The organism is Microbacterium sp. W4I20, assembly GCF_030816505.1.
In the GTDB taxonomy this organism is placed as follows: Bacteria; Actinomycetota; Actinomycetes; order Actinomycetales; family Microbacteriaceae; genus Microbacterium.
On the sequence record NZ_JAUSYB010000001.1, the window covers coordinates 3,454,074 to 3,479,022 of the forward strand.

At 70.2% G+C, this 24,949-nt stretch carries 17 protein-coding genes; 7 read left to right on the forward strand and 10 right to left on the reverse strand.

Annotated features, from left to right (window positions below; translation table 11 throughout):
- Position 1: 1 nt before the first annotated feature.
- A complete protein-coding gene (locus tag QFZ21_RS16745; RefSeq protein WP_307379830.1) occupies positions 2–1,033 on the reverse strand; it encodes a hydrolase in 1,032 nt (343 codons plus the stop codon).
- Complete coding sequence (locus tag QFZ21_RS16750; protein WP_307379832.1) at positions 1,033–1,884, reverse strand: tryptophan 2,3-dioxygenase; 852 nt, start codon at positions 1,882–1,884, stop codon at positions 1,033–1,035. Before QFZ21_RS16750 ends, QFZ21_RS16745 begins: the two co-directional genes overlap by 1 nt.
- A gap of 94 nt (positions 1,885–1,978) precedes the next feature.
- Here QFZ21_RS16750 and QFZ21_RS16755 point away from each other — a divergent pair, with 94 nt between their 5' ends.
- Positions 1,979–3,484: a glutamate-cysteine ligase family protein gene (locus QFZ21_RS16755; protein ID WP_307379834.1), complete on the forward strand. Its 1,506-nt coding sequence runs from the start codon at positions 1,979–1,981 to the stop codon at positions 3,482–3,484.
- Positions 3,485–3,547: 63 nt separating this feature from the next.
- On the opposite strand, the gene QFZ21_RS16760 is transcribed toward QFZ21_RS16755, so the two are convergent.
- Genes QFZ21_RS16760 through QFZ21_RS16770 form a run of 3 tightly spaced genes read right to left on the reverse strand, consistent with a single transcriptional unit; the run spans position 3,548 to position 6,538 of the window.
- Positions 3,548–3,754, reverse strand: a complete 207-nt coding sequence (locus tag QFZ21_RS16760; protein ID WP_307379836.1) for a hypothetical protein — start codon at positions 3,752–3,754, stop codon at positions 3,548–3,550.
- Positions 3,755–3,788: 34 nt separating this feature from the next.
- Entirely contained in the window at positions 3,789–5,498 is a 1,710-nt protein-coding gene (locus QFZ21_RS16765; protein WP_307379839.1) for an amidase, read from the reverse strand.
- Positions 5,495–6,538, reverse strand: coding sequence for an agmatine/peptidylarginine deiminase (locus tag QFZ21_RS16770; protein WP_307379840.1), 1,044 nt, complete (start codon positions 6,536–6,538; stop codon positions 5,495–5,497). Before QFZ21_RS16770 ends, QFZ21_RS16765 begins: the two co-directional genes overlap by 4 nt.
- An 81-nt stretch (positions 6,539–6,619) precedes the next feature.
- On the opposite strand from QFZ21_RS16770, the gene QFZ21_RS16775 reads away from it, so the two are divergent.
- Both QFZ21_RS16775 and QFZ21_RS16780 read left to right on the forward strand, forming a co-directional pair.
- Entirely contained in the window at positions 6,620–7,255 is a 636-nt protein-coding gene (locus QFZ21_RS16775; RefSeq protein WP_307379842.1) for a TetR/AcrR family transcriptional regulator, read from the forward strand.
- Positions 7,252–8,625: a pyridoxal-dependent decarboxylase gene (locus QFZ21_RS16780; RefSeq protein ID WP_307379845.1), complete on the forward strand. Its 1,374-nt coding sequence runs from the start codon at positions 7,252–7,254 to the stop codon at positions 8,623–8,625. The genes QFZ21_RS16775 and QFZ21_RS16780 overlap by 4 nt, the downstream gene beginning before the upstream one ends.
- 20 nt (positions 8,626–8,645) lie before the next feature.
- Here QFZ21_RS16780 and QFZ21_RS16785 read toward each other — a convergent pair whose 3' ends face one another.
- Together QFZ21_RS16785 and QFZ21_RS16790 are read right to left on the reverse strand one after the other, a co-directional pair.
- Entirely contained in the window at positions 8,646–9,710 is a 1,065-nt protein-coding gene (locus tag QFZ21_RS16785; RefSeq protein ID WP_307379848.1) for an alpha/beta hydrolase, read from the reverse strand.
- Positions 9,711–9,898: 188 nt separating this feature from the next.
- Positions 9,899–10,423: a TetR/AcrR family transcriptional regulator gene (locus tag QFZ21_RS16790; RefSeq protein ID WP_307379851.1), complete on the reverse strand. Its 525-nt coding sequence runs from the start codon at positions 10,421–10,423 to the stop codon at positions 9,899–9,901.
- An 82-nt stretch (positions 10,424–10,505) separates the two neighbouring features.
- Here QFZ21_RS16790 and QFZ21_RS16795 point away from each other — a divergent pair, with 82 nt between their 5' ends.
- A complete protein-coding gene (locus QFZ21_RS16795) occupies positions 10,506–11,216 on the forward strand; it encodes an MBL fold metallo-hydrolase (protein WP_307379854.1) in 711 nt (236 codons plus the stop codon).
- Positions 11,217–11,343: 127 nt separating this feature from the next.
- On the opposite strand, the gene QFZ21_RS16800 is transcribed toward QFZ21_RS16795, so the two are convergent.
- From QFZ21_RS16800 to QFZ21_RS16810, 3 genes are read right to left on the reverse strand one after another with little or no spacing between them, the layout of a single operon-like run.
- Positions 11,344–11,937, reverse strand: coding sequence for a cysteine hydrolase family protein (locus QFZ21_RS16800; RefSeq protein ID WP_307379857.1), 594 nt, complete (start codon positions 11,935–11,937; stop codon positions 11,344–11,346).
- The gene (locus QFZ21_RS16805; protein WP_307379859.1) at positions 11,934–13,376 is read right to left on the reverse strand and encodes a cytosine permease; all 1,443 of its coding nucleotides are present in this window, start codon (positions 13,374–13,376) and stop codon (positions 11,934–11,936) included. Before QFZ21_RS16805 ends, QFZ21_RS16800 begins: the two co-directional genes overlap by 4 nt.
- Positions 13,377–13,412: 36 nt before the next feature.
- The gene (locus QFZ21_RS16810) at positions 13,413–14,738 is read right to left on the reverse strand and encodes a M18 family aminopeptidase (protein WP_307379861.1); all 1,326 of its coding nucleotides are present in this window, start codon (positions 14,736–14,738) and stop codon (positions 13,413–13,415) included.
- 192 nt (positions 14,739–14,930) lie between these two features.
- Here QFZ21_RS16810 and QFZ21_RS16815 point away from each other — a divergent pair, with 192 nt between their 5' ends.
- From QFZ21_RS16815 to QFZ21_RS16825, 3 genes are all read left to right on the forward strand, one after another.
- Positions 14,931–22,289 (forward strand): hypothetical protein, encoded by a 7,359-nt coding sequence (locus QFZ21_RS16815; RefSeq protein ID WP_307379863.1) that lies wholly within the window; start codon positions 14,931–14,933, stop codon positions 22,287–22,289.
- A gap of 132 nt (positions 22,290–22,421) precedes the next feature.
- A complete protein-coding gene (locus tag QFZ21_RS16820) occupies positions 22,422–23,285 on the forward strand; it encodes an EamA family transporter (protein WP_307379864.1) in 864 nt (287 codons plus the stop codon).
- Between the two features lie 174 nt (positions 23,286–23,459).
- Positions 23,460–24,944 carry an HNH endonuclease signature motif containing protein gene (locus QFZ21_RS16825; RefSeq protein ID WP_307379866.1) on the forward strand — a complete coding sequence of 495 codons (1,485 nt, stop codon included), beginning with the start codon at positions 23,460–23,462 and terminating at the stop codon, positions 24,942–24,944.
- Positions 24,945–24,949: the final 5 nt, after the last annotated feature.

Genomic DNA, 24,949 nt, shown 5'->3' on the forward strand with positions numbered 1-24,949 from the left:
GTCACACCTTCAGGTCGGCGGGGGTGAGCCGGCGGGCGCGGAGCGGATCCGCGGCATCGCCGGGCAGGAGGAAGAAGGCGGATGCCGCATCGCGCGGGTCCGCGGGGGCGAGAGCTCGCAGCAGGTCGACGCCGTCGACGCCGGCCGCGCGGAGGGCGGCGATCTCCTGCGGGTTCAGGCCGACCGGTGTCGGGCCGTTGCCCATGTCGGTGCCGTAGCGCACGGTGCCGCCCGCGGCATGGAAGCGGCGGACGTTGTCGAGGGCGATGTGCAGGTCGGCGCCGCCATGGATGGCGAGAGTGGAGATCCAGGAGACGGATGCCGCCTGCGCGGCGATCTCGTCGTCGGTGAGTCGTTCGGTGAAGGGGGCGTGGGCGAGCTGAGCCGCACCGAGGTGGGCCGCGCGCTGCGCCTCACCTCGGCCTTCCGCGTGCGCGACGACGGGCAGACCGTGATCGGCGGCGAGCCCGACGATGGTGCGGAAGAGGCCGTCGTCGAACACCGGCCCGGCATGGCTGTTGCTGGCGACCTTGATGCGAGACGCGCCCGCTGCGGCCATCTCGGCGACGGCGGCCGTGGCCTCGCGGGCGTCCGCGATCTCGCGGAACGAGCCGGCGGGCGCCCAGTCGCGGTCGGACGGGTAGCCGCCCGGCGGGGTCAGGAAGGCCCCGGCGAACTCGATGGCGACCGGGGGCGTGCGCAATTCAGCAAGAACTTCGGCGGGCTGACCGATGCCCGGTGCTGAGGGGCGTTCCGGCGACGAACGGACTGAATTGTGAACGGCCAGCCGGGCGATCACCTCGGGATCCGCGCCGAGGTCGACCGCGCGGCCGAGCACGGACCCCGCGAGCAGGGTGTGGTCGACGAGCTGCAGGTGCACGTGGTGGTCGGTGAAACCGCCGATCACCCGCCCGGAGAGGCGCGGCAGGTTCGCAGGCGCAGCCGCTTCGCGCAGCACGACCCGTCCGGCGTCGTCGACCTCGACGACGCCGTCCCGCCATCCGTCGCCGTCGAAGAAGGTCGCGGCGTACATCAGCCGCCGATCTCGGTGCGCACCGCGTACAGCTCGGGGAAGAACGTGAGATCGAGCGCGCGCTGCAGGAAGCCGACGCCGCTGGAGCCGCCGGTGCCGACCTTCATGCCGATCGTGCGGGCGACGGTCTTGAGGTGCCGGAAGCGCCAGAACTGGAAGTTGTCCTCCAGGTCGACGAGGTCTTCACAAGCTTCGTAGAGGTCCCAGTTCTCCTGGTGGTTCTGGTAGATCTCGCGGATGGCGGGCACGAGCTCCGGCGTCTCGCGGTACGGCTCCCGCACGTCGCGGTCGAGGATCGAGGCGGGCACGGGCAGTCCACGGCGCGAGGCGTAGCGGAGGAACTCGTCGTAGAGCGTCGGCTTCTCCCACTCGGCCGTGAGCAGCGCGAGGTTCGCGGGGTGGTCGCGGAAGACCTGCAGCATCTTCTCGTTCTTGTTGCCGAGCGCGAACTCGACCGCGCGGTACTGCACCGACTGGAAGCCGGACGAGTTGCCGAGTGAGCCGCGGAACTGCGCGTACTCGGTCGGAGTGAGCGTCGCGAGAATGCCCCACTGCTGCGTCATCACGTCCTGGATCTTCTTGACCCGGGCGACCCGCTTCAGCGCTTCGCGCAGGTCGTCGCTCGCGAGCAGCTCCCGCGCAGACGAGAGCTCGTGCAGCAGCTGCTTCAGCCAGAGCTCGGTCGTCTGGTGCTGGATGATGAACAGCATCTCGTCGTGGTGCTCGGGCACGCTGACCGGATGCTGCGCCGTGAGCAGCTGGTCGAGCGCGAGGTACGACCCGTAGGTCATCTTCCCGGAGAGGTCGGTGACGATGCCGGACTCCAGCGCGCGTTCGTTCTCAGTGCTCATGAGATAAACATATCAGGAACGTGGCGGGCGTCACAGTAGTGAAATATGGCGACCCTTCCTCGACGACGCGGCGCCCGGTGGATACCGTCGGCGTATGGGCGACAGCATCGAGGCGCAGACGTTCACGCGCCAGGACCGTACGCAGTTCCGCGCCAAGACCGAGCGGTGCCTCGATGCCCTGGCATCCATGCTGGCCGACGGGCGATTCTCCGCCGTCGACGCCCCTGACTCGCAGCTCGGCCTGGAGATCGAGTTGAATCTGGTCGACGAGCAGGGCGCTCCGGCCCGCGGGAATGAGGCGGTGCTCGACGCGATCGCCTCTCCGGCCTTTCAGACGGAGCTCGCGCGCTTCAACGTCGAGATCAACGTGGCACCGAGGCCGATCGGAGGCGGGCACCTTCGACAGCTGGAGGACGTCTTGCGTGGCTCGCTCGAGGTCGCCGACCGTCGGGCGCGGTCGGCCGACAGCGGCCTGGCCATGATCGGGATGCTCCCGACGCTCGACGAGACGCACTTCACCGAGCGCTGGTTCTCGGCCGATCCTCGGTATAGCCTGCTGGGCCAGCAGATCCTGTCGGCGCGGGGCGAGGACATCGAGCTGCAGCTGGACGGCGTCGCACTGACCGATGACCGGCCCGCCGAGCAGCTCGCGATGGTCTGCGACACCATCCTGCCCGAGGCCGCCTGCACCTCCGTGCAGCTGCACCTGCAGGTCGCGCCCGAGTCGTTCGCGGCGTATTGGAATGCGGCGCAGGCAATTGCCGGCGTGCAGGTGGCGCTGGCGGCGAACTCCCCGTTCTTCGCCGGCAAGGCGCTGTGGCACGAGACGCGCATCCCGATGTTCGAGCAGGCCACCGACACCCGTCCGCAGGAGCTGAAGAATCAGGGCGTGCGACCCCGCGTCTGGTTCGGTGAGCGCTGGGTGACGTCGATCTTCGACCTGTTCGAAGAGAACTCGCGATACTTCCCTGCGCTGCTGCCCGTGTGCTCGGACGAGGATCCGTTCGAAGTGTTGGACGACGGGCGCCCGCCGGAACTCGCCGAGCTGCGCATGCACAACGGCACCGTCTACCGCTGGAACCGTCCGATCTACGATGCCGGCGACGGGACCGCGCACCTGCGCCTCGAGAACCGGGTGCTGCCGGCGGGACCGAGCGTCGTCGACGTGGTGGCGGATGCCGCGTTCTACTACGGTCTCGTGCGCAGTCTCGCCGAAGCCGACCGGCCGATCTGGACTCAGATGACCTTCGATGCGGCGGCCGAGAATCTGCAGGCCGCCGCGCGGAACGGCATCGACGCGCGGCTGTACTGGCCGGAGGTCGGCTCGATCAGCCCGAGGGAGCTCGTGCTGCGACGGCTGCTTCCTGCGGCGGCCGAGGGGTTGGATGCCTACGGCGTCGACCCCGAGGTCCGCGACCGGTATCTCGGCATCATCGAGCAGCGGTGCCTCACCGGGCGCAACGGCGCGGTCTGGCAGCGGGAGAACGTGGCCGCCCGTGAGCGCTCCGGTGCTTCACGGACCGAAGCACTGCACGGCATGCTCGCGGACTACCTCGAGCGGATGCAGGCCGGCGAGCCCGTCCACACCTGGACGCACTGACTTCGACCGCCCCGGAGCTGTAGAGCGCGCGCGTGCGCGGCGGGGTGCTCCTCCGACCGAGCGTCACAGCCGGGAGAGGTCGCGCTGGTGCTTTCGCACGTAGGACCGCTCGCGGCGTGATCGGCTGAGCTCGACGACCGAGCTGACGGTGGCTCCGATCAACGCATGCACTGCGACCCCGAGAGCGAACATGATCCCTACAGCGATGGCGATGATCGCGGGCAGGAGTGGCCCGACGAAGAAGACGAAGAAGAATGCGCCGTTGTCCACGGGGCGAGCGTAGTCGCGCCGCCCGAAAACCCGCCTAGAGCCTCGGCGTCCGCGGCGGCGGCGTGCGCCGCGTATCCGGTGCGCCGATCGCCTCGAACGCCGCCGCGAGCTGCAGCAGCCTCGTGTCGTCGTAGGCGCGTCCGGCGAAGGTCAGGCCGATCGGCATCCCGATGTCGCGCATCAGGCCCATCGGAACCGTGACGGTCGGGATGCCGAGGTGCCGCACGACCAGGTTGCCGTTGGCGATCCAGGTGCCGTTGCGCCAACCGAGGTCGGCGGATGCCGCGTTCACGTCCATGTCCGCCGGTCCCACGTCGGCGACCGCGGGGAACACGACGGCATCGAGGCCGAGCACGTCCATCCACACTTCGAGGTCGCGGCGACGGGTCTCCTCGAGGCCGCGCAGGCCGCTTTCGAGCTCCGGCATGTCCGCGATCTCGACGTCGGGGTGCGCGGCGACCCACGACGGGTAGTCGGCGATGTCGTCGTCGAAGCCCGTGTACCGGTCGGGGAGTGCGCCCTCGGGATGCGGGAAGATCGAGGCTCCGTCGACGTCGGCGAGCGTCGAGAGCGCCGGGTCTCCGTTCGCCTGCAGGAAGTCCTCCCAGCTCCACGCCGACAGGTCGACGATCTCGCGGCGCAGGTACTCGGGCGACACCAGCCCGCGCGTGGCGATGGTCGGGGCCCCAGTCCGATCGCCCTCGTAGTTCGACACGACGGGGAAGTCGACCTCGACGACGGTCGCCCCGGCGCTTTCGAGGTCTCGCCGTGCCGCCTCCCACTGCGCGATCACCGACTCCCGCGTCTCGATGCGCTGCCCGGTCGGGCCGCCGATTCCGGGGTCGTCGGCGGTGCCGGCATCCGGATCGGCGTTGATGTACATGCGCGGGATGCCGATGCGGATGCCGTCGAGCGAGGCATCGTGGGCCAGCGCGGGGTACGACGGCGGCCGGACCTCCGAGGCTGTCGGCAGCGGAACCCACGGCTGGGCGCGCCAGAAGTCGCCGCGGGTCTCGGCGTCGTCGGCGACGATCACGTCGAGCACCTCGAGCAGGTCGGCCATGGTGCGGGTGTGCGGCACGACGACGTCCATCGTCGGGACCAGTGGCCAGTTGCCGCGAGTGGAGATCACGCCGCGCGAGGGCGTGTAGGCGCAGAGCGCGTTGTTGGTCGCGGGGCCGCGGCCGCTCGACCAGGTCTCCTCGCCGAGCCCGAAGGCGGCGAAGCTCGCGGCGGTCGCGGTGCCCGATCCGTTCGACGAACCCGAGGCGAAGGGGGCCGCGAGGAAGTCGGCGTTGTACGGGCTCTCGGCGCGGCCGTAGACGCCGCGCTGCATGCCGCCGTTCGCCATCGGCGGCATGTTCGTGAGCCCGAGGCAGATCGCGCCTGCGGCGCGCAGGCGCTCGATGGTGAACGCGTCCCGCTGGGCGACGAGTTCCGCGAAGGCGGGGCTGCCGGATGCCGCGGTGAGCCCCTCGACGAGATAGCTGTCCTTCGCCGTGTAGGGGATGCCGTCCAGCGGGCCGCGCGTCTCGCCGCGAGCCCGGCGGGCGTCGGATGCTGCCGCCTCGTCGCGCGCACCCGGATTGCGGACGACCACCGCGTTGAGCGCCGTCGCGGTGTCGGGGCCGTCGTACGCGGCGATGCGGGCGAGGTAGGCGTCGACGAGTTCGACGGACGTGGTCTCGCCGGTCTCGAGCGCGCGTCGCAGATCGGCGATCGTGGCTTCGACGACGTCGATCATGACCGCGCACCTCCGAGCGAGGGCTGCTGCTGCGTGATGCAGTGGATGCCGCCGCCGCGGTCGAACAGCGGCCGGGCGTCGACCGTCACGACTCGGCGACCCGGATACGCGTCGGCGAGGATCTCCCGTGCCGCAGCATCCGCCTTCTCGTCGCCGAACCCGCATGCCACGACTCCGCCGTTCGTGACGAGGTGATTGACGTAGCTCCAGTCCACGAAGCCCTCGTCGTCGCGGAGGGTCGATGGGGCGGGCAGCCCGATGACCTCGAAGCGGCGGCCGGCGGCATCCGTCTGCTGCTCCAGGTAGGCACGCAGCTCGCGCGTGACGGCGTGATCGGGGTGATCGGGATCCTGCTGATCGTGCAGCAGGAGGCGACCGGGCGAGACGAGCGTCGCGACGATGTCGACGTGGCCGTTCGTGCCGAAGTCGTCGTAGTCGCGGGTGAGTCCGCGGGGGAGCCAGACGGCTTTGGTCGCTCCGATCGTGCGGAGCATCTCGGCCTCGACGCGCGCCTTGTCGGCGAACGGATTGCGCCGCGGGTCGAGCTGCACGGTGTCGGTGAGCAGCACGGTGCCCTCGCCGTCGACGTGGATGCCGCCGCCCTCGTTGACGAGCACCGAGCTGACGAGCTCAGCCCCGACCGCGCCGGCGACGATGCGGGCGTGCTGCGCGGCCTTCGCCCATTCGGCCCAGTCGGGCGCACCCCAGCCGTTGAAGATCCAGTCGACGGCGCCGAGCACATCGGGGCGCTCGTCGTCGACCACGAACGTGGGGCCGGAGTCGCGCATCCAGAACTCGTCCACCGGCGCTTCGATGATGTCGATGCCGCCCGCGAGCATGCGTCGGGCGCGGTCGAGCTCGGTCGGGTCGACGAGGATCGAGACGGGCTCGAACTCGGCGACGGCGTTCGCGACGGCCGACCAGGTGGCGTAGCCCTCTTCGCGTTCGGTCGCGGTCTCGCCAAGCGTCTGCCCCTCGGCGGGGAAGGCCATCCAGGTGCGGTCGTGGGGTGCGGTCTCGGCGGGCATGCGCCAGCTCATGGTGATCTCCTCGCTGGTGATCGCGTCCGGCAGCATCCGTGCTGTTGAACACGTGATCAACGGGTGCTACGGTAACCCTCGATGAACACCACGTCAAGAGCACCCGCCTCGCGGCGGATGCCACCGGAGGAGCGCGAACGCTCGATCGTCGAGGGCGCCGTCGAGCTGGCGCTCGCGAACGGGATCGACGCGCTCACCGTGCGCGCGATCGCCGCGCACGTCGGGGTGACTCCTGCCCTCGTCGCCCACTACCGGCCCGTCATGGATTCGCTCGTCGCCGAGGTCTTCGGTGCGATCGTCGCCGCGGAGCGGAACGAGGTACTCGACGACTTCTCGCCCGCGGGTGGACTGCGCGCGAGCCTGCAGCGCCTGGTCGAGAGCTTGCTCGACGGATCCCGCGACGACGTCGCCCTCATCTGGGTGCAGGCCTGGTCGCTCGGCGTGCGCAACGCCCTGCTGGGGGAGCGCGTCCGCGCCGAGATGGACCTGTGGCAGAGCCGCCTCGAAGAAGTCATCGCGGGTGCGGCATCCGAAGATCCCGACGATTCCGCCGATCCGGCGTTCGCCGCCTGGATGCTGCTCGCCATGGTCGACGGCATGAGCGCGCACTCCCTCGTGAAGTGGGCGCCGCACGACCGCGCCGACCTCGCGCGCCGCACGGTCTCCGCCGTGATCGACCGCCCCTCTTCCACCCCGATCAGTGAGGAACGCCCATGAGCGCTGACCGCATGCACGCCGCGTCGCCCGAGTCGACCGCGATCGTCGATGCCGTGCTCGACTACTCCCGGCGGCGGATGCTGGCCACGGATGTGCCGCTCGACAAGCCGCAGACCGAGGCGGAGCTCAACCGGCTCATCGGGGCCACCATCACGGACGCCGGACTCGGAGCGAACCGCGCGCTGAGCCTGTTCGAGCACGTTCTCGCGCCGGCGTGCCTGACCACGAGTCATCCGCTCTACCTGTCCTTCATCCCCACCGCGCCGACCATGGCGGCGATCGCGTTCGACCTGGTCGTCTCGGCATCCGGTCTCTACGGCGGCAGCTGGCTCGAGGGGGCGGGTGCGGTGCACGCCGAGAACGAGGTGCTGTCGTTCCTCGCGGCCGAGTTCGGGCTGCCGGACACCGCCGGTGGCGTCTTCGTGCAGGGCGGCACGATCGGCAATCTCTCGGCGCTCGTCGCGGCGCGCGAAGCGGCGAAGGCCCGACTGATCGCTGCCGGGAAGGACCTCCCGACGCGCTGGAAGATCGTCTGCAGCGTCGAGGCGCACTCCTCGAACAAGTCCGCCGCGCGGGTGATGGATGCCGATGTGCTCCTCGTGCCCGCCGGCGATGACGGCGTGCTGCGGGCGGATGCCGTGCGCGAGGCACTCGCCGCGCACGGCGACGAGATCTGCGCGGTCGTGGCGACCGGCGGCTCGACCAACTTCGGCATCGTCGACGACATCGCCGGCATCGCGGCGCTCAAGGACGAGTTCGACTTCTGGCTGCACATCGACGGCGCCTACGGACTCACGGCGATGCTCGCGCCCGAGGCCCGGCCGATCTTCGCGGGCGTCGAGCGCGCCGACTCGGTGATCGTCGACCCGCACAAGTGGCTGTTCGCGCCGTTCGACTGCTGCGCCCTGATCTACCGCGACCCTGACAACGGTCGCAGAGCCCACACGCAGCATGCGGAGTACCTCGACATCCTCACCGACGTCGACGAGTTCAGCCCGTCGGACTACTCGATCCAGCTCACCCGGCGCCCGCGCGGCCTGCCGATGTGGTTCTCGCTCGCGACCTACGGTGTGACCGCGTACCGGGATGCCGTCAGCAGCACGCTCGCGCTGACGCAGCGCATCGCCGCGGAGATCTCGCGGCGGCCGGAGCTGCGGCTGGTGCGCGACCCGCAGCTGTCGGTCGTGGTGTTCGAGCGCGAGGGTTGGGAGCGGGCGGACTACGACCGCTGGTCGGCGGCGCTCCTCGACACGCAGCGGGCCTTCGTGGTGCCGAGCTCGCACGCCGGGCGGCCGAACACGCGCTTCGCGATCCTCAACCCGCTCACGACCTTCGACGACCTCGTCGGCATCCTCGACACGATGAAGTAGATCGGACTCGAGCGGATGCGTCAGCGCGTCGTGTGGGTGTTCAGGAAGTCGATCGTCTTCTGGAGCGCGGTCCGCGCGTCGGGCAGGTCGAGGTGGAACTGATACTCGTGCGGCAGCGCGGGCTCGTGCGGGGCGGGCCAGAACTGGGTCGTCACGTCGACGCCGAGCTCCTCCAGGCGCTGCGCCATCGGGACGGACTGCAGCCAGGTGAGGCCGTCGCCGTTCCCGCCGGAGATGTACGTCGTGGGGAAGTCCTTCGTCACCCAGTCGACCGTCGACATGGTGGCGCCGGTGGAGTCCTCGGCCCAGGTCTTCGTGCCCGAGTACGCCCACATCGCCGACTTGAAGCCCCAGCCGGCGAGACCGTCGAGCTGCGCGAGCGCTCCGAGGTCGTACACACCGCAGTTCAACACCGTGGCGGCGAGCTGGTCGGCAGTCAGCGAGGGTTCGATGCCCATGATCTCGGCGTAGTCCGAGCTGGTGACGAGCGCGGCCATCTGGCTGGCGAGCTGGGCGCCGGCAGAGTCTCCGGCGAGCACGATCTGCGTAGCGTCCACGCCGAGCTCGTCGGCGTGCGCGACGATGTAGGCGAGCGCGTCGTTGAGCTGGTGCACGGCGAGCGGGTAGACGCCCTCCGGCCCGATCGTGTAGTTCACGGCGATGGTGGTGTACCCCTCGGCGGCGAGGATGCGCATGTACGGGTCGACGTTCTCCTTCGCCCCCGAGATCCAGGCGCCGCCGTGGATCCAGACGACCGTGGGCAGGGGGCCGGAGGCGGATGCCGGACGGAAGACGTCCATCGTCGTGTCGGCGCCGTCGTCGCCGTACGCGACGTCGAGCGTCTCGGTGAGCTTGGTGTCTGGGACGTGCTTGTCCATCTCGGCCGCTGTCTCGTCGCCGCCCTTCGTGAACACCGCGCGGATGATCATCGCCGAGGGCCACGGGGTGAGCGATCCGATGACCGCCACGACCGCAGCGACCCCGACCACGATGCCGAGCGTCACCTTCGTGCGATGCCACCGCCTGCGGACCCTCTTCGGACGGACGCTGGTCGGGCGTTCGGACTCTTCGGCGTGCGCGCTCATGGGTGTGAGACCCCTCTCCGCGCCTCAGTGTGCCAGTATTCCGGTGCGCGGCGCACGCGCCACGGGCGGCCCGATGACGTCCGACCGATCGCGGAGTTCATGACGGATCGCGGAGCCGACCGCGGAAACGCATCCGCGAAACGTCGTCGAGTCCGTGAGTCGTCGTCGCTCCGACGTCAGGCGGTGAGTCAGGCCGTGAGCCCGGCGATGAGGCGCCGCAGTCCGTAGTCGAAGGCGCGGTCGACGTCGCCGCCGAGCCGGAAGGCGCCGGAGAGCTCCATCTGCAGGAAACCCGTCGCCCAGGCGGTGAAAAGTCGGGCCGCGTCGAGGGCGTCGTCGTCGCCGACCAGCGCGGCGGAGGCATGGATGACCGGAGCGGCCGAGCGCTGCAGGGCGGCGTGCGGAGCCGCGGCGCTGAACATGAGCCGGAAGGCCTCGGGCTGCTGCTGGGCGAACGACCGGTAGGCGCCCGCGATGTCGGTGAGGTCGGCATCCGCAGCGCCGAGGCGGGCGGTGAGCTCGTCGATGATCGACTCGGCGATGGCGGAGAGGAGGGCGTCGCGATCGCGCACGCGCTTGTAGAGCGAGGGGGCCCGCACCCCGACACGGGTGGCGACGGCCTGCATCGTGACGCTCGCCGGCCCCGTCGCGTCGAGGATCTCCCGGCCCGCGGCGATGATCTGCTCGAGCGAGGTCCGATCGGGTGTCGGCATGACTTCTCCTTGATAGCTATTGACATTAGCCATGATAGCTACGTATCGTAGCCACCGCAACCATCCTCGAAGGGATCCACCCATGAAGCTCGCACCGCACCTGCACCGGCTCGGCAATGACATCGTCGCGTCGTACCTCATCGACCTGCCGGAGGGGATCACGCTGATCGACGCGGGGCTCCCCGGGCACTGGAACGACCTGCAGCGCGAACTCGCCGAGATCGGGCGGCCGCTGTCCGACATCCGTGGGTTGGTGCTCACGCACGGAGACGGAGATCACATCGGGTTCGCCGAGCGCCTGCACCGGGAGGCCGGAGTGCCAGTCTTCATCCACGCCGCCGATGCCCACCGCGTGCGTACGGGGGAGAAGCCGAAGACCGCGATGGGGCCCGCGCGACTCGGACCGATGCTCGGATTCTTCGCCTACGGCATCCGCAAGAACGCCCTGCGCACGCGGCACGTGAGCGAGGTCGTCGAGGTCGCCGACGGAGACGTGCTCGATCTGCCGGGGGCGCCGGTGATCGTCGGGATGCCCGGCCACTCGCCGGGCAGCATCGCGGTGCACGTGCCCGCCGCCGACGCGGTCTTCGTCGGCGACGCCCTCACCACCCGCCACGTGCTCACCGGCCGGAAGGGCGCTCAACCCGCGCCTTTCACGGACGAGCCCGCGACCGCACGGGACTCACTCGACCGCCTGGCCGGCCTGTCGGCATCCTGGGTGCTGCCCGGGCATGGAGCCCCCTGGCACGGGACGCCCGCGGACATCGCCGCGGAGGTACGGGCAGCGGCCTGAGGTCGTCCCCGGTCGCACCCCGGGGGCCGACACGCCAGATGTCGGACGGATGCAGGGGATCGGTCCGACATCTGGCGTGTCGGCCCCCAGTTTGGGTGCGGGGACGGGGACGGGCGCGGTGCGGGCCTCAGCGCCCGGCAAGTACGGAGGCCGTGTCGCTGACCGTGATCTGCGGCGGATACAGCCCCATCACCTGGAGCGCCGCCGCCTGGTTCTCGGCGCTCGACCCTGCACAGGCGTCGGCGGCGACCGTGACGAACGCCCCGGCATCCGCTGCGGCCAGGGCCGTCGAGATCACGCAGCAATCCGTCGACACCCCGGCCAGCACGACGTGCGCGCCCCGACCGAGGAGCGCCTCGAGCTCCGGACCCCACTTGCCAAACGTCGGCAGATCGAGGGTCGGATGCGGCGACAGCCCCACCGCGTCCGGCACGAGGTCGAACAGCGGATCCGTCGGCGGCTGATCGGCGAACGGCCACGCGGCGAAGTAGGCACCCCATGAAGTGGAGCGGTCGGCCGTCGGCATCCATCGCGTCACGATGACGCGCTCGCCGAACGCCGCGGCCAGCGAGCGGATGCGCGGCATCGCCTCGGCGAAGAACGGCGAGCCCCAGGCCGAATCGGGCGAGGCGAAGATCGCCTGCGGATCGATCACGACCAGCCAGGGCTGGTTCTCCGCATACGACTCCTGGGTCGCTGAGCTTGTCGAAGGGCCGCTCACGCCATCTCCTGCCGCCGGATCTTCCCCGCCCGCGCGAAGTACGTCACGACGAACGACAGCACCAGCGCGAAGAACACTCCGAGGTTCGCATAGGCGAAGGGGCCGTCGGCCCCGCCGACCAGGAACAGCAGGTATCCCTGCCAGTTGTTCCACGGCGCAGCATCCGCGAATCCGTTGAGCACGAGTCCCCAGCCGATCACGCTGGTCACGATCATCGTGCCGATCGAGATCCAGTCCCAGGCGCCGTAGCGTCCGCGGCTGTCGAACAGGGCTTCGTCGTCGTAGTCCTTCTTCCGGCGCAGGATGTCGGCGATCAGGATGCCGGCCCACGAGGCGAGCGGCACGCCGAGCGTGATCAGGAAGCTCTGGAACGGCCCCAGGAAGTCGGTCGCGAAGAACACCACGTAGATGGTGCCGATCGTGAGGATCACGCCGTCGATCGCGGCGGCCGACGGCCGGGGGATGCGGATGCCGAGGCTGAGCAGCGTCAGTCCGGAGGAGTAGATGCCGAGCACGGCGCCCGACACGAGCGCCAGGACCGCCGTGAGCAGGAACGGCACGAGCACCCAGGGCGGGAGCAGCGTCGCGAGGGCGCCGACCGGGTCGGCCTGCACGGCGGCGAAGAGTTCGTCGTTCGACCCCGCGAGCAGCAGTCCGAACACCACGAGGATGATCGGTGCCACCGACCCGCCGATCGTGTTCCAGCCGACGATCGCCCCATCGGATGCCGTGCGCTTCTGGTACCGCGACCAGTCCGCCGCGATGTTGATCCAGCCGAGGCCGAAGCCGGTCATCACCATGACGAGCGCGCCGATCACCTGGCCGATGCCGCCGTCCGGGCGGGCCATCACGGCGGCGAGGTCGATGCTCGGCGCCGCGAGGATGATGTACAGCACGGTGACGATCCCGGTGACCCAGGTCAGCACCGACTGCAGCTTCATGATCGTGTGATACCCGAGCACGGATGCCACCACGATGAGAGCCGCGACGATCACGGTCGCGATGATCTTCAGCGCGATGCTGTCGCCGTCGCCGCCGAGCTGCGTGATCACGGTGGCCGTGGCGAGCACGGCGATGATCGCGAGGAACGTCTCCCAGCCGATCGAGGTCAGCCACGAGACGATGCCGGGCACCTTCTGGCCCTGCACGCCGAAGGCGGCGCGGGAGAGCACCATGGTCGGGGCTGAGCCCCGCTTGCCGGCGATCGCGATCAGCCCGCACAGCAGGAACGACACCGTGATGCCGATGATCGACACCACTGTCGCCTGCCAGAACGAGATGCCGAAGCCCAGCACGAACGATCCGTACGACATGCCGAACACCGACACGTTCGCCGCGAACCAGGGCCAGAACAGGTCACGCGGCTTCGCGGTCCGCTCGGATTCCGGGATGATCTCGATGCCCGCGCGCTCGATGAGAGCCGGCTTGATGTCCGTCATGAGCATCATCTTGGCACTGCGCGAGTGCCGTCGGGGTCAGGCGGTGAAGAACGACTCCGCGGTGCGGGAGAGGTCGTGCAGGTCGGAGACGCCGGCGAGCTCGCGGGCCGAGTGCATCGAGAGGATCGGGATGCCGATGTCGACGGTGCGGATGCCGAGCCGGGTGGCCGTGATCGGGCCGATCGTCGACCCGCACGGCACCGAGTTGTTCGACACGAACTCCTGCGTCGTCACGCCCACGCGCTCGCACCAGGTGCGCCAGGAGGCCGTGCCCACGGCATCCGTCGCGTAGCGCTGGTTCGCGTTGATCTTGAGGATCGGACCGGACCCGAGGACGGGCTGCACGACCGGGTCGTGCTTGGCGACGTAGTTCGGGTGCACGGAGTGACCGACGTCGCTGGACAGGCACCACGACGACGCGAAGGCCCGACGACGCTCGGACGAGTCGGCGCCGAGGCCCGCGTACAGGCGCTCGAGCACGTCCTCCAGGAACGGGCCGGCCGCGCCGGAGCGGGACGCCGAGCCGAGCTCCTCGTGATCGAACGCGGCGAGCACGGCGATCGGCGCCGCGGCCCTGGTCCCTGAGCCGGCCCCGGCCCCTGAGCCTGTCGAAGGGTCGGCGATCTCGAGGAGCGCGACCAGCCCGGCGTGCACCGAGGCGAGGTCGTCGAGGCGGCCGGAGGCGAAGAACGCGTCGTCCTTACCGAACACGGCTCCTCGGGCGGAGTCGGCCATGACGACGTCGTAGCCGCGGATCTCGGATGCCGTGATGCCCGCGGAGTCGGCGAGCTCGGCCAGCACGTCCGCCTGCGTCGGGTCGCCGAGTCCCCACACCGGCTGCGTCTCGACCTGCTTGTCGAGCGCGATGCCGTTGGTGTTGACGTTGCGGTCGAGGTGGATCGCGAGCTGCGGCAGGCGCAGCAGAGGTCCGGTGGCGGCGAGGACGACGCGCCCGTCGGCCAGGGCGAGGCGCCCGGCGAGGCGCAGCTCCCGGTCGAGCCATGAGTTCAGCAGAGGACCGCCGTAGACCTCGACGGCGGCCTGCAGCCAGCCGCGGGTCCCCGTCGTGGGCTGGGGCTTGAGCTTGAAGCCGGGCGAGTCGGTGTGCGCGCCGAAGATGTGCGCGGGGGTGGTGGGGGCAGCATCCGACGGCACCACCCAGGCGATCACGGAACCGTCGCGGACGGTGACGAACCGACCGCCGACCTGCGCGGGCCAGGCCGCTTCTTCCTCGAGCCTCGTGAACCCGGCCGCCTCGAGCCGCCGGGCCACCTCGGCCGCCGCGTGATAGCTCGACGGCGAGGCCGCGACGAAGTCGGCGAGGTCGTCGGCGTGGGCGAGGGCGTCGGGGGTGACGGGCATGGAGGAGCCTTCCTTGTGGGGTCCTTCGATCGTAATCGGCTCCGCGTCGAGTGCCTGCGGCCGGGCTCGCACACGCGCGCGCTGTCCCGCCGCCAACTAAAAGGATGCTTCCCGGACCGAGTCCCGTTAGGGTTCGCCTCAGGCCCCCTTTCTGCGCGCATTGTGCTATTCGGCCTCGCGAAAGGTGATGTGATGGTGATGTCGTTCTCCCCGAAGAGGCGCATCGGCAGGCTCGTGGCAGGGGCGGTCAGCGTCCTGATGGTCGCGGCCGGGCTGACCATGGTGACCGAGACGACCCGTCCGCTGACGGCTGCCGCCGCGCAGAGTCCGACGGTCTGCCGCGGATCGGTCGCGCTGACGAACGGCGGCTTCGAGTCCCCGACGATCCCGAGCAACGCCTTCCGGCTGCTCTCCGAGAACTCAGTGCCCGGCTGGTTCACCAACGACAGCAGGGGCGAGATCGAGTTCTGGGGCACGGGCTTCAACGGTGTCCCCGCCGCGGAAGGCCGTCAGTTCGCAGAGCTGAACGCGAACACCCCCAGCCTGCTCTACCACGACGTCGATACCGTTCCCGGCGAGACGTTCGCCTGGTCGCTGGACCACCGCGGCAGGGGAGGTGTCGACACCATGCGCGTGGTGATCGGCGCGCCGGGGGGCACGCTGACGCAGAGCGGCCCGAACATCTCCGACGGGACCACCGCCTGGGGGCGGCACACCGGCCGGTACACGATCCCGGCCGGGCAGACCGTCACACGGTTCGGCTTCGAAGCGGTCAGCTCCGCCGGCGGGGATCCCGCGCGCGGCAACCTCCTCGACAACATCTCCTTCGGCACCGGCCCGTGTCTGATCACGACCAAGTCGGTCACGAACCTCAGCCGCGGCGGCGCGGGCGCCGAGGTCGGCGACGTGCTGCGATACAGCGTGTCCACCCGCAACGACGGCGGCAACTCGGCTCCGCAGTCCGTGTCGACCGACGTGCTCGGGCCCGGGCTCGACATCGTGCCCGGGTCGCTCCGCATCATCGCAGGCCCCGGGATCGGCGCACTGACCAATGCCCTGGGTGACGACCGGGGAGAGTACGTCGCCGGGTCGCGTTCCGTCCGGGTGCGGCTCGGCGACAACGCGACGACGACCACAGGCGGCACGATCGCAGTCGGCGCCAGCACCACGTACACGTTCGATGCCACCGTGAGCACCGTCGCCGCCGCCGGGACGATCCGCAACGAGGCGACCGTCATCTTCTTCGACGACCTCGCCGGCCGGAACCAGACCTCGACGAGCCAGGAGACGACGACCTCGGTCGCCGCCGCCAGCGACCTCGCGATCACCAAGTCCCTCGACACCCCGGTTCCGGTCGCTGGACGCCCGGCGACCTTCACGATCGGCGTGACCAACCGCGGTCCGCAGACCGCCACCGGCGTGACCGTGACGGATGCCGTGCCCGCCGGTTTCGGCGCGCTCCCGGTGACCCCCACCAGCGGCTCCTGCACAGTCGGTGCGGAGATCAGCTGTTCGCTGCCCGACCTCCCGGTGGGGGCCAGCGCCTCGATCACCGTGACCGGCACCGTCTCGACGTCGCGCGACCCGGGCGGAGCCCTCACGAACGTCGCCTCGGTCTCGGGTTCGCGCACCGACCCCGACCCGTCGAACAACACCGCGATCGCGTCGGGGACCGTCGCGGCGGTGGCAGACGTCTCGGTGACCAAGAGCTTCTCACCGGCCGTCCCGGTCGCGGGGCAGGACGTCACGTACACGCTCACGACGCGCAACGACGGGCCCTCGGTCGCGCGCGATGTGACGCTCCTCGACCCGCTCGACCCGCGCACGCCTGTCGTCAGCGTCTCCCCGTCGCAGGGGTCCTGCGCGGTGGCGGGCGGGCGTCTGGACTGCACCTTCGGCTCGCTCGCGCCCGGTGCGTCCGCGGTGACGACGCTGGTCGTGCGCATCCCGCCGGGCGCAGCCGCGCGGCTGCAGAACACCGTCAGCATCGCCAGCAGCACCAACGACCCGAACCCGGGCAACGACGTCGCCGTCACGAGCTTCCAGCCCGACATCGTCTCGGACCTCACGATCGCGAAGACGGCATCCGATTCCGATCTCGTCGCCGGGGAGACCGTGGACTTCACACTCTCGGCGCGCAACCTCGGGCCGGCGAACGCCACGAACGTGTCTCTCGACGACACCCTCCCGGACGGCTTCACGGTGACCGGCGTCACAAGCCCGCCGGGCGCCACGTGCGTGTTCACCGGGCCCGAGGTGCGCTGCACCTGGGCGTCGCTCGCCGTCGGCGGTCCCGCGAACGTGGTGGTGCGGGCGGTCGTGAGCGAGGATGCTCCGGACGGAACCGTGACCAACACCGCTTCGATCGCGGCTCCCGTGCTCGACCCGAATCCGCAGAACAACTCCGCCTCCGTCAACGTCGATGTCGCGCACAGCGCCGACGTGAGTGTGCAGAAGAGCGCACCGGCCTCGGCGGTCCCCGGACTCCCGTACGTCTACACGATCGACATCGCGAACGCGGGGCCGTCGACGGCCCGCGGCGTACACCTGACCGATGTGCTGCCGGACGGCTTCGCGTTCGAGTCGGCCGACGGCGACTGCGCGCTCGAAGGCTCGACGCTCACCTGCGAGGTCGGCGACCTGGCCGACGGCGGCACGGCCCGCATCCTGGTGTCGGGCACGTGGGCGACGGCGCTGAGCGGACTGGTCGCGAACACCGCGTCGGTCGACTCGCCGACACCCGATCCCGACGGCACGAACAACACCTCGACGGTCTCGCGGACGTTCAGCCCGCGGGCGGACGTCTCGGTGGTCAAGATCTCGTCCACACCGAGCGTCGCCCTCGGAGCGGATGCCCAGTTCCTGGTGGCCGTGCGCAACGACGGCCCGTCCGCCGCGGTCGGCGTCGCGGTCGACGACGCGGTTCCGACCGGCCTGCTCATCACGGCGGCCACCCCCTCGGTCGGCGCCTGGGCCGAGGGCGACGAGCACTGGAGCGTCGGCACGCTGCAGCCCGGCGAATCCGCCACCCTCGCGCTGACCGCACGGGTCGCCGCGGAGGGTGCGCTGACGAACACCGTGACCGCCACCTCGCAGACGCCGGATCCCGATCCGAGCGACAACACCGGCTCGGTGACGATCACCGCGACGCCCTCCGCCGATCTCCGGGTCATCAAGACCGCCTCGGCGAGTCCGGCGCCGGTGAACGGTCCGCTGACCTACACGATCGTGGTCACGAACGACGGGCCGAGCCCGGCGCAGGCGGTCCAGATCGCGGACAGCCTGCCGGCGGCGCTCCTCGATCCGACGACGCCGACCGCGGGCTGCGCGGTCGTTGACGGCGTGCTCGACTGCGCCGTCCCGTCGCTCGCTGTCGGAGCGTCCTTCACGGCACGGGTGAGCGGCACGGTCGATCCCGCCTCTGCTCTGACCGAGTTGTCGAACACGGCGGTCGTCTCGTCGTCGACGGCCGATCCCGATCCCGCGGACAACTCATCCGTCGTGACCGTCCCGCTCTCGGGTGCCCCGCGCGTGGAGCTCGTGAAGACGGCGGCCTCGCCGGTCGACCGCGCCGGCGACGGTCGGATCGACGCGGGCGACACCGTCTCCTATGCGTTCGCGATCCGCAACATCGGCGACGTCGCGCTCACCGACGCGACGATCACGGACCCGATGCTGGGCGGCGAGGTCGCCTGTACTGCGTTCACCCCGCCGCTCCGGCCAGGGGTCCAGGCCAATTGCGCTCCCGTCGAGTACGCGCTGACCCAGGCCGACCTCGACCGGGGTGCCGTCGTCAACACGGCATCCGTCGTCGCGCAGTCCGCGCGCGGCGAGGTCGCCGACGACGCTGAGGCCAACGAGACCGTGCCGGCCTCCAACGGCATCGCCCTCGCCAAGGCGCCGAGCGCCATCATCGACGTGAACGGCGACGGCAAGGCCGACGCCGGGGACTCGATCATGTACACGTTCACCGTGACGAACACCGGGACGACCACGCTCCGCGACGCCCGGGTCACCGACGCGATGCTCGGAGGCGCTGTCGCGTGCGCCGCGCTCGAGGATGTCACCCTCGCCCCGGGCGCCGTGGTCGCCTGCGACCCCGTGCCCTACACCTTCGTGCAGGAGGATATCGACGACGGCGTCGTCCGCAACACGGCCACGGCGACGGCCAGCGCGCCCACCGGCTCGGTGTCGGACTCGGCGGTGGCGACGGCGGCCGTCGGTCGCACCGAGAGCATCGACCTGACCAAGACGGTCCGCACCGCGCAGGACGCCGACGGCACGATCGGGGCCGTGCAGGACGTCGACGCCGACGGCTCGGTCGGGGCCGGGGACACCGTCGACTACACCTTCTCGGTCGAGAACACCGGGACGACGACGCTCTCCGGGGTCGTGATCTCGGATCCTCTGCTCGGACCCGGCGTCCGCTGCACCCTCGGCGTCCTGGCCCCGGGTGAGACGGACGCCTGTGGTCCGTTCCCGTACGTGCTCACCCAGGCCGACATCGAGGCGGAGGTCGTGCGCAACACGGCCACGGCCGACGCGACCGGTCCTCTCGGATCGGTGTCCGACGACGCGACGGCCGACATCGTCATCGAGGGGACGAGCGCGATCGCGCTCACCAAGACACCGGGCGAACCCGTCGACGCGAACGACGACGGCCGCATCGGCGCGGGCGATACGGTCGCATTCGCGTTCGGCGTGCGCAACACCGGCACGACCGTGCTGCGCGACCTTGCGATCGATGATCCGCTGCTTGGGGGTGCCCTCGATTGTCCGGCGCTCGATGGCCGGGAGCTCCTGACGGATGCCGAGGCGGACTGCGGTCCGGTCGAGTACACGCTGACCCAAGCCGACATCGACGCGGGGATCGTGCGCAACACGGCGACCGCAGTGGCCGAGAGCGTCCTCGGCGGCGTGGAGGATGCGGCCTCGGCCGAGGTCGACATCGTCGGAGCGAGCGGGATCGCCCTGACGAAGACCGCGGGAGCGATCGCCGACACCGCGGCTGACGGGCGCGTGGGAGCGGGGGACACGGTTCCCTATTCGTTCACGGTCCGCAACACGGGGACGACGGTGCTGCGCGACATCGCGCTCGACGACCCGATGCTGGGCGGACCCATCGACTGCGCTGCCCTCGACGGTGCGGTGCTGTTGCCGTCGGCTGAGGTCGAGTGCGGCCCGACGATCCACACCCTGACGCAGACGGACGCCGAGCGCGGCAGCATCCGCAACACCGCGACGGTGACCGGCGACAGCGCGCTCGGTGCGGTCGATGACACGGCGGTCGACGAGATCGACGTCGTCGGCACGCCTGCCATCACGCTGGAGAAGTCTGTGGGCGTCGTGATCGACACGGTCGCCGATGGCCGCACGGGCGCCGGGGACACGGTCGACTACCGCCTCACGGTCCGCAACGCCGGGTCGCTGATCCTGACCGACGCCGTCCTCGCCGACCCGCTGCTCGGCGGCACCATCGATTGCCCTGCGCTGTCCGATGTGCCGCTCGCGCCGGGTGCGGTCGTGGAGTGCGGCCCGATCACCTACACGTTCTCGCAGGCGGATGCGGATGCGGGAACCGTGCGCAACGAGGCATCGATCACCGCGGATTCGGTCCGCGGCGCGGTGACCGACGAGGCCGAGACCGATGTCGCCCTGCCGGGGACTAACGGCATCACGCTCGACAAGGCCGCGGGGTCCGTGGTCGACGTCGACGGTGACGGCGCGATCGGCGAGGGCGACACGATCGCCTACACGTTCTCGGTGCGGAACATCGGGACGACCACGCTGCAGGATGCGCGGATCACCGACCCGATGCTGGGTGGGACCGTCGACTGCACCGCTCTCGACGGGGTCGAGCTGGCCCCCGGAGACACCGTCACGTGCGCTCCCGTCGCGCACACCCTCGCCCAGGACGACGTCGACGCCGGGCAGGTGCGCAACGAGGCCACTGTGCAGGCGACGGCGCCCCGCGGGGAGACCGTCGACGACGCGGCCGCGATCGATGTGTCGATAGGCGGAACGGCGGGCATCGAAGTGCAGAAGTCGGCGGGCTCCGTGACCGATGTCGACGGCGACGGTGCCATCGGAGAGGGGGATGCCGTGGCCTACGACTTCGTAGTGCGCAACGCCGGGACGACGACCCTGCAGGACATCACGATCGACGACGAGATGCTCGGCGGTGCCCTCGACTGCCCGGCGCTCGACGATCTCGCACTCGCGCCGGGTGAGGACACCACGTGCGGGCCGGTGCCGTACACCCTCACCCAGGACGACGTCGACGAGGGAATCGTGCGGAACACCGCGTCGGTTGCGGCCACCGGACCCCTCGGTCCGGTCCGTGACGATGCGGGCGTCGATGTGGCGGTGGTCGGCACGAGCGGAGTGGAGCTGACGAAGACTCCGGATGCCGTCACCGACGTGAACGACGACGGCATGATCGGCGCGGGAGACACGGTCGGCTACTCGTTCGGCATCCGCAACACGGGCACCACGGTGCTGCGCGACATCGTGGTCGACGACCCGCTGCTCGGCGGTGCTGTCGACTGCCCGTCGCTGGACGGCCTTTCGCTGAACCCGCAGGCCGAGACGAGCTGCGGCCCGGCGATCTACACGCTGGAGCAGGCGGACATCGACGCAGGGACGGTGCACAACGAGGCGTCGGTCGTGGCGCGGTCGCCGGCAGGGGAGGCGGAGGACGCCGATGAGGCGGACGTCGCGATCTCCGGCACCGACCGCGTCGGCATCCTGAAGTCGGCAGCGGCCGTCGTCGACGCCAATGGGACCGGACGGACGGATGCCGGCGACACGATCGCCTACACCTTCACCGTGCAGAACCCTGGCACGACGACCCTGACCGGGATCGTCGTCGCGGACCCGCGCCTGAGCGGCGCGATCGTCTGCGAGGCCACGACGCTGGCGCCGAGCGCGGCGACGCTGTGCACCGGCGAACCGGCCGTGCTCACCCAGGACGAGGTCGACGCCGGCGAGATCGTCAACACGGCGACGGTCACCGCGACCGGTCGAGGAGAAGATCCTCAGAGCGCGCAGTCGACGGTCCGCACACCGATCGAGAATCAGCCGTCGATCGGTCTGGTCAAGATCGGCGGCGACTATGTCGACGAGAACGGGGACGACAGGATCGGCGCGGGCGACAGCGTCGCCTTCCGGTTCGTCGTGACCAACACTGGCGTTCGAACGCTGACCGAGGTCGCGATCGACGATCCGGAGCTCGGCGGCCCTGTCGCCTGCGAGATCCCCGATCTCGCGCCGGAGGAGACGGCCGAATGCGGGCCGGTGCGGTACGCCCTCACCGCGGCGGACGTGGCCTCGGGCGAGGTCGTGAACGTCGCCTCGGTGACCGGCGCTGCAGAGGGCGTGGTCGTGAGTGCGGCGGCATCCGTGGCAGTCGACGTGAGGGCGCTCGCGGCGACCGGAGGCGTGATGGCGGGGATCGGAGTCGCGGTCGTGCTGCTCGGGCTCGGCGGGTTCGCCCTCTGGTTCTCTCGCCGTGCACCTCGACCCACTATGGTGTACCGCGATAGCGCCTAGGGTTCCGGGGTTCGCACCCGTCTGGTCCGAGCGGCGCCACGGCTCCTCTCCGCAGGGGAGCCGTCATCTGAAAGGACAAAAGCCTGGAGGACCCTGTTCGTCGCGCCCGCGCCGGACGGAGAGGGTCTCGTCGTGTCCGCACTCGCATTCGTCCTCGTCTTCGGCGCAGCGATCGCCCATGCCGCGTGGAACATCGTCGCCCACGGCGTCAGCCGTGCGGGCTCTCCGTTCCTGTGGTGGGGTGCTGTCGCCAGCACGGTCGTCTGGATCGGGGTGGTGCCGTTCACCGGCGGCCTCGGGACGGACGACCTCGGGTCGTTCGCGCTCGGTGTCGGCTTCTCCGGTGTGCTGCACGTCGGGTACATGGCGGTGCTGCAGCGGGGATACCAGGCAGGGAATCTCTCGACGGTCTATGCCACGGCGCGAGGCACCGGGCCGTTCCTCTCGGTGATCGTGGCCGTGCTGCTCCTCGGGGAGCGACCGTCGATCGTCGCGATGTTCGGTGTCGTGGCGGTCATCGTCGGCGTCGTCGCGATCGGTCTCATCGATCGCGGACGGGGAGCGAGGTCACGACGCCTCGATCCCGGCCTCGTTTTCGGCGTGCTCACGGGCGTCGCCATCGCCGTCTACACGATCTGGGACGCCCACGCCGTGCGCGCCTGGAGCCTCTCTCCCGTCGCCTTCATGGTGGGCACCACGCTGCTGCAGGTGCCGTTCTACACCTTCGCGGTGCGTCGGAGATGGGCTGCGGTGCGGGCTCTCGGCCGCACGCAGTGGCGGCGCATCCTCGTGTTCGGCGTCTTGTCGCCGTTGTCGTACATCCTGGTGCTGAACGCGATCCAGATCGCGCCGGTCGCACTGGTGGCTCCGCTGCGCGAGGTGAGCGTCGTGCTGGTGAGCCTCTTCGGCGTCTTCGTGTTGCGGGAGTCGCGGCCCGGGTGGCGGATCGCCGCTTCGCTGGTGGTCGTCGTCGGGATCATCCTGCTCGCCGTGTGACGGGGTCTCACTCTTTTGGTTGTTAACTCCTCTCGGTTGTTGAGCGAGCGAAGCGAGACGAAACACGTTGCCTGCCCTCGGGATGCTCGAGCGTATGCCGGCATATCGGAAATCCGGCTTTGATCTGGATCTTTTTGCCCCTGCAATGTCGGTGGCCCTCGGTTGACTAGGGGGATGAACAGCACCACGGAGCTCCTGGATCGGGTCGTCGTCGACCTCGATTCGGTGCTGTCCGGTGACGTGCTGGCGGGGTTGGCGGATGCGGACCGCATGGATGTGCTCCGGGTTGCGGGGGAGGCGTTCCGTCGCATCGAGGCGGTGGTGGTGGAGTCGGTCGCGTCGGCGGATGTGGACTTCGCGCACTCGTTCGGGTGCCGCGGGCAGAACGAACTCCTGCAGCGGGTGCTGCGCACGGATGTCGCGGGCGCGACCCGGGTGGGGAAGGCCGCGGATGCGGTGCGCCGACAGATCAGCCCGTCGTCGGGGGAGCGGTTGGAGGCCCGGTACCCGTCGCTGCGGGAGGCACTGCTCGACGGGGTGATCGGGGTTGCGGGGTTGTTGGCGGCGATCGGTCCGATCGACAAGGCCGCGCACAAGGTCGGGCGGTCGGCAATGCTCGCAGCGGACGCCCTGTTGGCGGACCATGCGCGCGGGTACCGGACGGATGCCGACGACGAGGGTGTCGACCCGGACGCGGAAGCGGATACCGGCGAGGGCATCGACGACGACGGGAACCCAGAGGGTGTGCCGGGGCCGCCGGTGACGCCGGAGGATTTGCGGCAGTTCGCGCAGTCGGTGGCGATGTCGTTGGATCCTGATGGTCCGGAGCCGTCGGATCGGGGTGCGCAGAATCATCGGTTCTTGACCATCGGTCGCCTTCGTGACGGGTTGCATTCGATCCGGGGGAATGTGCTTCCGGATGTTGCGGCGCAGTTTCAGTCCGTGATCGATGCGCAGAACAACCCGAAGACGGACGGACCTCCTCGCCCGGGCGTGCGCTTCGAAGACTCCGAAGGTCACGGCTCCGCCGACTCAGAGCACCCCGGTCACGACGATGGTTTCGAGGATGAGCCGATCGACCGGCGCACCGCCGGCCAGAAGCGCCATGATGCGTTCGCCGCGGCGTTGGGAATCGCGGCCCGGCACGCGGACATGCCTTCACTCGGTGGGGCAGCCCCGACCCTGGTCGTTCATGTGGACGCCAAAGACCTCGCCGCAGGGCGCGGGTGGGCGACGATGGCCGGGTCGCAAGCCCCCGTCCCGCTGCATGTCGCCGCGCACACCGCGTGCAACGGGGCGATTCAACGGGTGCTGTTCGACGAGGGCAGGATCGTGGGTATCACTGTCACCGATCGGGTGTTCACGGTGCATCAACGGCGGGCGATCATCGCCCGCGACCGGGAATGTCTCGTCCCTGGCTGTCATGTTCCGGCATCCTGGTGTGAGATCCACCACGTGACCGAACATGCCCGCGGCGGTCCGACGCATACCGACAACGGGGTCCCGTTGTGCTGGTGGCATCACCGGTCGTTGGATTGGTCGGGGTGGGAGATCCGTATGAACGACGGCGTCCCCGAGATCCGGGGACCGGAGTGGTGGGACCCTCACGGGACTTGGCGCACTTCACGACCACGGGTTCCCGACCTCGCCAGAGCGTGATCGGT